General features: G+C 69.2%; 10 protein-coding genes. 5 read left to right on the top strand and 5 right to left on the bottom strand.

The genetic code is table 11. The features are described from left to right. Positions 1-53 precede the first annotated feature (53 nt). Complete coding sequence (locus ABGB14_RS01050) at positions 54-782, bottom strand: RodZ domain-containing protein (RefSeq protein WP_347641591.1); 729 nt, start codon at positions 780-782, stop codon at positions 54-56. 119 nt (positions 783-901) lie between these two features. Beyond that, positions 902-3244 carry a DNA translocase FtsK gene (locus tag ABGB14_RS01045; RefSeq protein ID WP_347641590.1) on the bottom strand — a complete coding sequence of 781 codons (2343 nt, stop codon included), beginning with the start codon at positions 3242-3244 and terminating at the stop codon, positions 902-904. On the opposite strand from ABGB14_RS01045, the gene ABGB14_RS01040 reads away from it, so the two are divergent. Next, a complete protein-coding gene (locus ABGB14_RS01040; RefSeq protein ID WP_347641589.1) occupies positions 3234-3479 on the top strand; it encodes a hypothetical protein in 246 nt (81 codons plus the stop codon). The genes ABGB14_RS01045 and ABGB14_RS01040 overlap by 11 nt on opposite strands. Positions 3480-3613: 134 nt before the next feature. Further along, entirely contained in the window at positions 3614-6091 is a 2478-nt protein-coding gene (locus ABGB14_RS01035) for a SpoIIE family protein phosphatase (RefSeq protein ID WP_347641588.1), read from the top strand. Here ABGB14_RS01035 and ABGB14_RS01030 read toward each other — a convergent pair. The 3 genes from ABGB14_RS01030 to ABGB14_RS01020 form a co-directional block, all read right to left on the bottom strand. Next, positions 6076-7008: an aldose epimerase family protein gene (locus ABGB14_RS01030; protein WP_347641587.1), complete on the bottom strand. Its 933-nt coding sequence runs from the start codon at positions 7006-7008 to the stop codon at positions 6076-6078. The two genes, ABGB14_RS01035 and ABGB14_RS01030, sit on opposite strands and share 16 nt — an antisense overlap. Positions 7009-7010: 2 nt before the next feature. Beyond that, positions 7011-7970, bottom strand: coding sequence for a LacI family DNA-binding transcriptional regulator (locus tag ABGB14_RS01025; protein WP_347641586.1), 960 nt, complete (start codon positions 7968-7970; stop codon positions 7011-7013). A gap of 98 nt (positions 7971-8068) precedes the next feature. Further along, positions 8069-8863, bottom strand: coding sequence for an NAD(P)-dependent oxidoreductase (locus ABGB14_RS01020; protein WP_347641585.1), 795 nt, complete (start codon positions 8861-8863; stop codon positions 8069-8071). Between the two features lie 231 nt (positions 8864-9094). Between ABGB14_RS01020 and ABGB14_RS01015 the strand changes: the two genes are divergently transcribed. Genes ABGB14_RS01015 through ABGB14_RS01005 form a run of 3 tightly spaced genes read left to right on the top strand, consistent with a single transcriptional unit; the run spans position 9095 to position 12092 of the window. Beyond that, positions 9095-10309 carry a sugar ABC transporter substrate-binding protein gene (locus ABGB14_RS01015; protein WP_347641584.1) on the top strand — a complete coding sequence of 405 codons (1215 nt, stop codon included), beginning with the start codon at positions 9095-9097 and terminating at the stop codon, positions 10307-10309. Further along, the gene (locus ABGB14_RS01010; protein ID WP_347641583.1) at positions 10306-11235 is read left to right on the top strand and encodes a sugar ABC transporter permease; all 930 of its coding nucleotides are present in this window, start codon (positions 10306-10308) and stop codon (positions 11233-11235) included. Before ABGB14_RS01015 ends, ABGB14_RS01010 begins: the two co-directional genes overlap by 4 nt. Next, the gene (locus ABGB14_RS01005; RefSeq protein WP_132596086.1) at positions 11232-12092 is read left to right on the top strand and encodes a carbohydrate ABC transporter permease; all 861 of its coding nucleotides are present in this window, start codon (positions 11232-11234) and stop codon (positions 12090-12092) included. Before ABGB14_RS01010 ends, ABGB14_RS01005 begins: the two co-directional genes overlap by 4 nt. The last annotated feature ends 16 nt before the right edge of the window (positions 12093-12108 follow it).

Here is a 12108-nt window from a genome sequence, read left to right as displayed (position 1 = left end):
CGGGAGTTGGCCACCACCCGATGCACTGGCTCCCCCAGGTGACTCACGCGTGACTATCGCGCCTGGGTTTTCGGCGGGCCGAACGAACGCCGCACCGTCTCCCCCGTGTCGCCGAGCCCTGTCACTTTCTTGCCGTTGACCTGCACCGACACGGCCCCCGCGTCGGCGATCAGCACGTTCACCTTGCCCTCGGACCGCCAGGTCGACGTCTTTCCTGCTTTCAGCGTCCCCGCGAACAGCTTGCGGCCCTCGGCGTCGCGCACGTTCACGTACGACGACCGAATGGCTTTGATCCGGAGCGTCACCATGCCCTTCTTGGCGGCCCTGACGCGCGGCGTCTCGGTGATGGGCGTGTTGGGCGGAACGCTGGGCTTGGCCGACGCCGCGCGCACGTCGGCCGTGCGCACCTGGTCGCTCGCGTCCCCCAGCACCCGCATCAGGCCGAACACCATCACGATCGCCAGCGCCACCCCCAGCGCCGCCGTCCAGTTGGGCCCCCGCCGCTCCGGCAGGTTGATCTTGCGGTCGGCCTGGAACACGGCCGACGCGGCCACCGGCTCGGGCGCGCCGCCGTGCTGCTGGTCGAAGAGGTGGACGGTGGACTCGGGGTCGAGCCCGACCGCCTGGGCCACGGCCCTGATGTGCCCCCTGGCGTAGAAGTCACCGCCGCATTGGCCGTAGTCATCCTGCTCCATGCGATGGATGATCGTCTCGCGAATATTGGTGGCCGCGCTGACCTGCGCGACCGTCAACCCAGCTGACTGCCTTGCGGCCGTCAGCACGGCCCCGATGCTCTGATCCTGCACAGCGAACGCCTCCCCATGGCGCCTGGACTAACCACCACGACGTTGCGTAGTGGTTCATATTCAACCAGTTACCGCTGGGCATGCACGCATTGGGGTCATTCGCCACGCAGGTCGGCCAGCAATCCCGGCAGATCATCCGGTTTCACCAGCACTTCCCGCGCCTTGGATCCTTCGCTCGGGCCGACCACGTTGCGGCTCTCGAGCAGGTCCATCAGCCGCCCGGCCTTGGCGAACCCGACGCGCAGCTTGCGCTGCAACATCGAGGTGGAGCCGAACTGGGTGGTGACGATCAGCTCGGCGGCCTGGATCAGCAGGTCGAGGTCGTCGCCGATGTCCTCGTCGATCTCCCGCTTGACCGGCGCCGCGGCGACGTCCTCGCGGTATTCGGCCTGCATCTGCGCCTTGCAGTACGCGACGACCTCGGCGATCTCCTTCTCCGAGACGAACGCGTTCTGGATGCGGATCGGCTTGCTCGCGCCCATCGGCAGGAACAGCGCGTCACCCTGGCCGACCAGCTTGTCGGCGCCGGGCTGGTCGAGGATGACCCGCGAGTCGGTGAGGCTCGACACCGCGAACGCCAGCCTGGACGGCACGTTCGCCTTGATGAGGCCGGTGACCACGTCGACCGACGGCCGCTGCGTGGCGATCACCAGGTGGATGCCCGCCGCGCGGGCGAGCTGGGTGATGCGCACGATCGAGTCCTCGACGTCGCGCGGGGCCACCATCATCAGGTCGGCCAGCTCGTCCACGATCACCAGCAGGTACGGGTAGGGCTGGTAGACCCGCTCGCTCCCCGGAGGCGGCTGCAACTTGCCCGCCCGCACGGCCTTGTTGAACTCGTCGACGTGCCGGAACCCCGACGCGGCCAGGTCGTCGTAGCGCCGGTCCATCTCGCCGACCACCCATTCGAGGGCTTCGGCGGCCTTCTTCGGGTTGGTGATGATCGGCGTGATGAGGTGGGGGATGCCCTCGTAGACGCTCAGCTCGACCCGCTTGGGGTCGACCAGCACCATGCGCACCTCGTCGGGCGTGGCCCGCATCAGGACGCTGGTGATCAGCCCGTTGACGCAGACCGACTTGCCGGCGCCGGTCGCGCCCGCGATGAGCAGGTGGGGCATCTTGGCGAGGTTGGCGACGATGGTACGGCCCTCGACGTCTTTGCCCAGGCCGACGATCATCGGGTGGTGGTCGGCCTGCGCCACCTGCGAGCGCAGCACGTCGCCCAGCGCCACCAGGTCCTTGTCGGCGTTCGGGATCTCCACCCCGATCGCCGACTTGCCGGGGATAGGGGACAAAATCCTGACATCTGCAGATTTAACGGCGTACGCGATGTTCTTGGTGAGCGCCGTGACCTTCTCCACCTTGACCGCGGGCCCCAGCTCGATCTCGTAGCGGGTCACGGTCGGCCCCCGGGTGAACCCGATGACCTGCGCGTCGATGCCGAACTGCTCCAGCACGCTGGTCAACGCGTTGACCACGGTCGTGTTGGCCTTGGTCTGCGGTTTCGGCGCCGTGCCCGGCTTGAGGTGCTGCAGGTCGGGCAGGCTGTAAGGACCCGCCTGCGGCGACAGCACGAGCTGCTCCACCTTGCGCGGCGCCGGCGTCGGCTCGGGAGGCTCCGGCTTGCGTTCCAGGTCGGGCGCGGGCGCCGGCTCCTCATCCGTCAGGCCCGGCACGATCTCCGGGGAGTGGTCGGTGTGCTTGTCCTTCTCGGCCAGCACGGGCGTGTCGTACGGCTTGACGAGGTCGCCCTCGCCGTCCTCCGCCTTCTTGGGCTTGGACCGCTTCCTGGCGGGCGTCCTGGACGTGGAACCCTTGGGCTCGGCGTCGGCCTGCCGCTCGAACAGCAGGTGTTTGAGCTCGGCCAGCCGCTCGGGAACGCGGTGCACGGGGGTGGCGGTGATCACCAGCACGCCGAACCCCGACAGGATCAGCAGCAGCGGGATCGTGATCCACGGCGGCAGGATGCTCATCGGCGGCGCCGCCACGATGAACCCGACCATGCCCCCGGCCTGCGACACCTTGTCCATGCCCTGGCCCTCGCCCGCCGGATAGGGGGTGCCGTTGGCCACGTGGATGACGCCGAGCACGCCGATCAGGAGGGCGGCCCACCCGATCACCATGCGCCCGGTGTCGGCGTTCTGGTCGGGATGGCGCAGGTAGCGCCAGGCCAGCAGGCCGAGCAGCAGCGGCAGCGCCCAGGCCAGCGAGCCGAACACGCCGCGCGCGGCCGCGTTCACCACGCCGGAGACCGCGCCGTCGGAGTTGCGCCACGTCATGGCCGCGACCACGATGGCGGCCGCGAGCACCGCCAGCCCCACCCCGTCGCGCCGGTGCGCCGGATCGAGCTCGCGGGCGTTCTTGCCCAGCGCGCGGGCGGTGCTGCCGATGCCGTTGGCGACCAGCATCCACAACCCGACGATCAGCTTGCCGATCATCGTGAAGACCCAGCTGATCGGGTCCTGGTGGGTCGCGGAAGGCTTGCGGCCGGTGGCGGATCCCTTAGCCCTGGACCGTCCCGCCGACGAGCCCCCGCGCTTGGCGGAGGTCGAGCGAGACGAGGTCGACCGCTTCGCCGGCCCCTTCGATGCGCTTTTCGGCGTACGGGTGGCCATGATGCCAAAGGTACGTCGGAGACACCGCGGAACGCGCGGAGACGCGCCGGTGTCGTGACATTCCGGCACCTCAAAGCCGGCAGAGTCGTTCCCTCGCATGGGGATCATCGACAACCGGAGGTGGCGACGCCTCCGGTCTGCCACTCTGTGAGTGACCAAGGTGCCACATCGAGTGATGTTCTAGGACGCAGAGTGGACACGACCCGGGTGTCGAGCACGGCCTTCGACGGCACGCCCCATGCTCCGGCCCACGCGCGCAAGTTCGTCCGTCAGGTCCTGGGCGAGTGGCAGCTGAGCCACCTCGCCGAGGACGCCGTGCTGCTGACCAGCGAGCTCGTCACCAACGCCGTCGTGCACGCGGGCACCGGGATCGAGCTGACGTGCCGTCTCGACGCGGACACCGGCCCGGCGAAGCTGGAGATCGAAGTCGACGACCATCTGCCCGAGCGGACGATCGACGAGGCCGGCGTCATGCCCGCAGTGACCCTCACGGACGAGGTGCGGCCGTCCGGCCGTGGCCTCGCGCTCGCGGGCATGCTGGCCGACGCCTGGGGCGTCACGTACACGAGGACCGCCAAGCGCGTCTGGGTGCGCCTCGAGCTCGCGGACGGCGGCGACGGGCAGGAGACCGGGACCGGCCCGCCGGTCCCTGCCCCCGCCGCCGTCGACACCCTGCACGTCGGCGTGGTGGTCACCGACGGCGACGGGCTGGTGCGGTCGTGGAACTCCGAGGCCCGGCAGCTGCTCGGCTGGCGTCCCGAGCAGGCGGTCGGCCGCCCGCTGGCCGATCTGGTGGCCTGGCGCGGCCACGGCCCGTACGCGCTGTCGCTGACCGACACGCTCGGCCTGGGCCGCTGGCGGGGCGAGGCGCGCATGCGGCACGCCGACGGCAGGCTGGTGCCCGTCTACGTCTCCCACCTGCGCACCGACGGGCGTGCGCGGGATCGCCGGTCGATCTGGATGGTGGTGGCGGGCGACCACCGCTACGTCCTGACGCCGCCGCCCGCGCCGCGCAGGGAGGCGGGCCGGCGTATCAAGGACCTCCTCGACCAGGACATGCCGTTCCCGGAGCTGCTCGACACGATCGCCGGGATCGTGCAGATGTCCAGCGGCGGCGACGCCGCGTACGTGTTGCTTCCCACGGAGGGCGGCAGCAGGTTCGGCGTGGCGGCGGGCGCGGGCGCGACGGCGGGGCTGGTGGGGGTGCTGGCCACCGGCGTGTTCGGCGCCGAGCGCAAGACGCCCACGATGATCGAGGACCTGCTGGCCGGTGACGTCGAGCTGGCCGACCAGCTGCGCGCCCGCTCGCTGGCGTGCGCGCCGCTGCTCCTCGCCGGCGAGGTGACCGGCTACCTCGCCGTGACGGCGCAGCAGCCCGGCCACTTCGACCAGGAGCTCACGGTGAGCCTGCAGCACATCGCCGACCAGGTCGCGATGCAGGTGCAGCGCGCGCGGCTGGCCGAGCAGGACCGCGCGCACCGGGGCCGGCTGTCATTCCTGGCCGAGGCGGGCGAGCTGCTGGCGGGCGTGCACGACGAGGAGCTCATCGCGGCGCTGACCGCGCAGCTCGTCGTCCCCAAGATCGCGACCTGGGCGGCCGTCTACCTGACCGACCTCGCGGGCATGACCAGGCTCGCCCACGTCTGGCACAGCGAGGAACACCACAACGCCGACCTGCGCAAGTCGTTGCCCGCCATCCCCCGCACCGCGCTCGACGAGGTGAGCTGGCCCGCCGGTCCTGAGGCGGTGCTGGCGTTCCCGCTGCTCACCCAGGGCAGGTCGCACGGCGCGCTGGTGATCGGCCGCGCGGAGCCGACGCTGCCGCTGGAGGTGGCCGACCTGCTGGCCGACCTGTGCCGCCTGGTGGCCCTCAACCTGCACACCGCGATGCTCTACGCCCGGCAGGCCACCACGTCGCGGGTGCTGCAGCGCAGCCTGCTGCCGATGCGCGTGGCGCCCATGCCCGGCCTGGAGAGCGCCGTCGTCTACGAGCCCGCCGAAGAGGGCGCGGACGTCGGCGGCGACTTCTACGACCTGTTCACGGTGGGCGACCACTGGTGCTTCGCGCTGGGCGACGTGTGCGGCAGCGGCCCGGAGGCGGCCGCGGTGACCGGTCTGGCCCGCCACGCCGTACGCCTGCTGGCCAAGGAGCACTACACGGTGGCCGACATCTTCGACCGGCTCAACCAGGCGCTGCTGGAGGAGGACGACGAGGGCAGGTTCCTCAGCCTGCTGTGCGGCGAGCTGACCCCGCTCCCGCAGGGCGGCGCGTTGTGCACGATCGCCTCGGCGGGGCATCCGCCGCCGCTGGTGCTGCGCGCGGACGGCGCGGTCGAGACGGTGGCGACCCCCCAGCTGCTGCTGGGCATCGAGGCCGGCGCCAGGTTCTACGTCGAGACGTTCGAGCTGGCGCCCGAGGAGGTGCTCCTGTGCGTGACCGACGGCGTGACCGAGCGGCGCGACGGCTCCCGGCTGCTGGACGACGGCAACGGGCTGGGCGCGCTGCTCGCGCAGTGCCGGGGGTTGAGCGCCCACGCGGTGGCCGAACGGGTGCGGCACGTGGTCGAGACGTTCGCCTCCGAGCCGTCGCAGGACGACGTGGCCCTGCTGGTGATCAGGGCCGGTGAGCAGGGCCGCCGCCGCCCCGCGCCCGGTCAGTCGAACCGGTAGGTGGTGGACGACGTGCGGATCTCGTCCGGCCGCAGCACGGTGGAGGGGAAGCGCGGCTGGTTGGGCGAGTCGGGGAAGTGCTGGGTCTCCAGGCACAACCCGGCGAACGGCCCGTACGGCGTCTCCACGCCGTCCAGCATGCTGCCGCTGTAGAACTGCACGCCGGGCTCCGTGGTGGTGACCTCCATGGTGAGCCCGCCGGCGGTCACCCTGATGTCGCCGTCGAGCACGAAGCAGTGGTCGTACGCGCCGTCGTAGCGCTCCCCCACGGCGTGCGGCTCGCTGAAGTCGAACGGCGTGCCCTTGACCGGCGCGAGCTCCCCCGTGGGGATCTTGCCCTCGTCGACCGGCAGGTAGTGCTCCGCCTCCATCTGGATGACGTGGTCGAGCACGTCGCCGCTGCCCTTGAGGTTGAAGTAGGAGTGATTGGTCAGGTTGACCACGGTCGGCGCGTCGGTCTTCATGGAGTAGTCGATCCGGATCGCGTCGTCGGCCAGCGTGTACGTGACCGTGGCGGTCAGCGTGCCCGGGTAGCCCTGGTCACCGTCGGGGCTCGTCAGCGCGAGCATCACCGACGAGTCGGTGCGGCCGGCGACGGTCCACACCCTGCGGTCGAAGCCGTCGGTGCCGCCGTGCAGGCTGTGGGCGCCGTTGTTGATCGGCAGGTGATGGTCGACGCCGTCCAGGGTGAAGCGTCCGTTCGCGATGCGGTTGCCGTAGCGGCCGACGACGGCGCCGAAGTAGCGGCTGCGGGTGAGGTAGTCGTCCAGCGTGTCCAGCCCGAGCACGACGTTCACCCCGGACACCTCCAGGGAACGCAGGATGGCGCCGTAGGTGAGCACCTCGGCGCGCAACCGCCCCGATGACAGCTCCACGCGCTCGACCTGCTCGCCTGACGGCAGCGTTCCGAAAACCATTTTCACTGGGCCCTTCCCGTGGACTCGCGGACGATGAGGGCGGTGTCGAGGGTCACGGTCGCGCCCTCGCCCCCCGATTGGAGCAGCAGATCGACTGCCATCCTCCCGGCCGCCGCCGCCGGCATGGCCACCGTGGTCAGCTTGGGCCTGTTGAGCCGGCCGGGAAGGATGTCGTCGAACCCGATCACACTTACCTGGTCTGGTACCCCTATCTCCATCGCCGACAGTCCCTCGATGAGGCCAAGCGCGACGAGATCGTTGTAGGCCAGCACCGCGGTCGCCCCGCAGGCGGCCACGTCGGCGGCCACGGCCAGGCCGCCGGCCTCCGTCGGCTGGTTGGGGCCGAAGAAGATCAGGTCCAGGCCTGGCGCCTCGGCGGCCACGCCCTGCATCTCGTTGCTGGTCCACGAGCCGATCGGGCCGGACACGAGGGCGATCCTGCGGTGGCCGAGCCCGGTGAGGTGCTCCAGCGCGTGCTTGGCGCCCTGGGCGACGTTCATGAGCACGGCGGTCATGCCCTTGATGCGCCGGTTCACCACCACGAACGGCACGTCCTCGGCCAGGCGCTCGATCATCCGGTTCGACAGCCGGGGGCTGCACAGCAGGACACCGTCCACCTGCTTGGTGAACGTCCTGATCAGTTCCTCCTCGACCCGCGGGTCCTCGTCGGTGTCGGCCACGAACACGTGGTAGTCACGCCCCCTGGCCTGCGCCTGGGCGGCCTTGATGAGCGGGGGGAAGAACGGGTTGGCGATGTCGGCGACAATGAGGCCCATGTTGAACGTGCGGCCGGTGGTCAGCGCCCTTGCCGCGCGGTTGGGCCGGTAGCCGAGGTCGTCGGCGACGGCCAGCACGCGGCTCCGGGTGGCGGGGTTGACCAGGTGGGGTGCGGAGAACGTGCGCGACACGGTGGACACGTGGACGCCGCACGCGCGGGCCACGTCCTTGATCGTCGCCGCCATCGCCGTCCTCCCTTGCAAACGGTTGCCAGACTAAACCTTGACCTTCGCGCCAGTAGCCGTCAAGGTTCTTGCAACCGGTTGCTGAGGCTGAGCGGGATTCACCAGGTGCCGCCGAGTTCGTTGAGCGTGAACACGCCGCCGGCCCGGTCATGCAGCGGCTGCGACAGGTCGGGCTCGCCCTGCTCGGCGACGAGCGCGTCGGCCTGGGCCTCGGAGTCGTCGTGGGAGACGTACCCGATGGCCTTGGCCTCCTCCAGCGACCACCAGCGGCGGGTGTTGTCGGAGACGCCCCAGACCACGTGGTAGCCGGGCGCGGTGAGCCCGGCCTCGACCAGGCGGGTCAGGTCGTCGGGCGAGATCCAGGTGGCCAGCCCGCGCGTGTCGGCCGATGCCTCGTTGCAGGTGCCGAGCCTGATCACGGTCACGTTCATGCCGAACCGGTCGTGGTAGAGGCTTCCCAGCGCCTCCATGACGACCTTGCTCACGCCGTAATAGGTGTCGGGCCGGGGGAAGGCGTAGTCGGGCAGGTCGGCGCCGCCGGCCGGCCTGGTGTGGTATCCCGCCGCGTGGTGGCTGCCCATGAGCACGAGGTGCTCGACGCCCTCGTTGCGCGCCGCCTCCATCAGCACGTGCATGCCCTCGATGTTGGCCCGCACGATGTCGGTCCAGGGCCGCTCCCTGCTCTGGCCCCCCATGTGGAGCACCGCGTCCACACCCTTCACGGCCTCGGCCATGGCGGCCGGGTCGGCGAGATCGGCCGCCACCCACTCCTCTCCCGGCCCCGGCTCGACGGGATGCAGGTCGGAGAGCCGCAGCGTGCGTCCCTCGCGGGCGAGTCGCGGGCGGAGCAGCGTGCCGACTTTTCCCGCGGCTCCTGTCATCAGAATGCGCATGTCCCTTGGTGTACACGATTCTGGCAGAAATTCACATCCTTGAATATTGACCGTGAACGGGATGAGTGATTACGGTCACAGGCACATATCCATGTGCACGACTCATGTCCACGTATGTGAACGGGAGGCGGTCTGATGTCACGACGTCTGCTCGGGACCGCGATCATCGCGTCCCTGGCCGTAACGCTGACAGGCTGCGGCTCCGGGGGATCAAGCTCAGAAGACAACACCTTGGAAATCTGGATCAGGCAAGCGGCTGATTCCGACTCTGCCAAGACCGCACAGAAGCTCGCCGACGCATTTACCAAGGCCAGCGGCACGCCCACGAAAGTCGTCGCGATATTCGACGACTTCGAGACCAAGCTGAACCAGCAGGCGGCGCAGAAGCAGCTTCCCGACATCGTCATCAACGACACCGCCCAGATCGGCACCATGCAGTCGCAGGGCTGGCTCCAGGAGGTCGACAAAGCCTCACTCGCCGGCGGCGACCAGGTGTCGGAGCTGGCGTGGAAGGCCGCCACGGCCAGCGACGGCAAGACCTACGCGGCCCCGTTCTCCGGCCAGGCGTTCGCGCTGTTCATCCGCAAGGACTGGCGCGAGAAGGTCGGCATGGAGCCGCCCGAGACGTGGGAGGACCTCGCCGAGCTCGCCACCGCCTTCACCGAGAAGGACCCCGACGGCAACGGCAAGAAGGACACCAGCGGCTTTGTCATCCCCGCCGGCACCAAGCGCGGCTACGCCTCGTGGTACGCCTCCTCGCTGATCTACGCCAACGGCGGCGACTTCGTCAAGGCCAACGGCCCTGGCACGTTCACCGCCACGATGAACGACCCCAAGACCGTCGAAGCCGTCCAGTACCTGCAGGACCAGTTCTGCACGACCAAGACCGTCAACCCCGGCGCGGTCAGCAACGACACGACCGTCACGCACGAGGTCTTCGAGAAGGGACAGGGCGGCATCTACCTGACCGGCCCTTACGTGCTGGCCAGGTTCGTCGAGAGCATCGGCACCGACAAGATCGAGGTCGTCCCGGTGCCCAAGGGCCCGTCCGGCGGCCCCGGCACGCTCGGCGAGGGCGAGAACGTCTACCTCATGGCCGGTTCCGAGAACCAGGAGGCGCAGAAGAAGTTCGCCGAGTTCGCCATCTCCGCCGAAGGCCAGCGGATCGGCATGAACAAGGACGCCAACGGCGCCATCGTCCGGCTGCCCGTCAACACCCAGGTCGACATGGCCGCCGAGCGGCAGGACCCGCGGTGGAAGGTGTTCCAGGAGTCGTACGAGCACGCCGTCTACGCCCCGCCGGTGACCAACTGGGCCCCGATCCGCCAGGACTCCGCCGACTCCATCAACGCCGTCTGGGCCGACTGCGGCGCCGACGTCAAAGCCAAGATGGAGGAGCTGAACACCAAGCTCACCCAGGAACTGCAGAGCCAGAAAGCGTCATGACCTCCACACTCACGCCGGCGCGGAGCTCGGCGGCGCCACCGCACCGCCGCACCAGGGCGGTGCGGTGGCGGGGGCCGGTGATCGCGTGGTTGTTCCTGGCGCCCGCTCTGGTGCTCTTCCTGTACTTCAAGTTCATCCCGATGTTCGTGGGCCTGTGGAAGAGCCTGTTCAAGGTCCAGACGTTCCTCGGTGACGAATGGGTCGGCCTGCAGAACTACCAGACGATCATCTCCGACGACGAGTTCGCCTCGGCCATCTGGCACAGCATCGTGCTGGCGCTCGGCACCACGGTCGGCTCGATCGTGCTGGGGCTCGGTCTCGCGCTGCTCATCGAAGGGCCGGCGCGATACCTCTGGTTCGTCAGGACGGCCGCGTTCCTGCCGGTCGTCACCACGATGGCGGCCGTGGCCGAGGTCTGGCGGATCATGTTCCACCCGGCCGACAGCGGCATGCTCAACATCATCATCGGCTGGGCGGGGGTCGATCCGCAGCCCTGGCTGGCCAGCGAGGACTCCTCGCTCTGGTCGATCATGATCATGAGCATCTGGCGGGGCACGCCGTACGACATGATGATCTTCCTGGCCGGGCTGGTCGGCGTGGACCGCACGCTCTACGAGGCGGCGGCGGTCGACGGGGCCTCCACCTGGCACCGGCTGCGGCACATCACGCTGCCGGCGCTGCGTCCGGTGTTCTGGATCCTCTTCACGCTGGCGGCCATCCGCGGGCTGCGGGTGTTCGTCGAGGTGTACGTGCTCACCAACGGCGGCCCGAACGGCTCCTCCGAGGTGCTCATGACCCTGATCTACAAGCTCGGCTTCCAGAAGAACGAGTTGGGCGTCGCCTCGGCGGGCGGGATCGTGTTGTTCGTCGCCACGCTGGCGCTCACGGTGGTCGTGCAGATGTTGCGCAGGAGGCAGACGACATGAGGTTCGACAGCGCTCTGGGCCTGGAGTCGCGCAAGGGCCCCCTGGCCATCGCCGGAAAAACTCTGATTTATGGCCTTATGGTGGTGGTTTTCACCGGGCCACTGGTCGCGCTGCTGATGAGCTCCTTCAGCAAGACCCTCGACCCGACGTCCTTCTCCCTGTGGCCCGACGAGTTCACCCTGGAGAACTTCGTCCAGGCCGGGGAGAAGAACGTCTATCTCTACCTGCTCAACTCGTTCGTGGTCGTGGGCTTCGGGCTGTTGTTGCAGATGCTGGTCAGCGTCTTCGCCGCCTACGCCCTGGCGCGCAAGAAGTTTCGCGGCATGACGTTCGTGATGCTGCTCATGCTCGCCACGATGATGCTCCCCGAGGAGATCATCGCGATCCCCCTCTCGCTCGTCCTGGCCGACATGCCACTGCTGAACCTCAACCTCATCGGCACCTACGCGGGCATGATCCTGCCCGTCGGCGCCTGGGGCTTCTCCATTCTCGTGATGACGGAGTTCATGAAGGAGGTGCCGGTCGAGCTGGAGGAGGCCGCGCGCATCGACGGCGCGGGCGAGTTGCGCATCTTCGCCACGATCATCGTGCCGCTGTGCCGCCCCGCCCTGGGCGTGATCGGCGTCTTCGGCTTCACCATGATCTGGGACCAGTATCTGCTGCCGCTGATCGTCGCACCGGCGTCCGACATGTGGACACTGCCCATCGCGCTGCGCTCGCTCCGCTCCGACGAGGAGGTGGGGATCGGCGTGCTGCTCGCCGCCTCCCTGCTGGCGCTGCTCCCGTCGATCATCGCGTTCCTGGCTTTCCAGCGGCAGTTCATGCGTGGCCTGACCAGCGGCGCGGTCAAGGGTTAGGCGTCCACATACATGG

Origin of the sequence: Nonomuraea sp. B10E15, from assembly GCF_039871615.1 — a bacterium.
GTDB lineage: Bacteria > Actinomycetota > Actinomycetes > Streptosporangiales > Streptosporangiaceae > Nonomuraea.
Note: the sequence above shows the minus strand (reverse complement) of the source record. Positions and strands in the feature narration are given on the sequence as shown.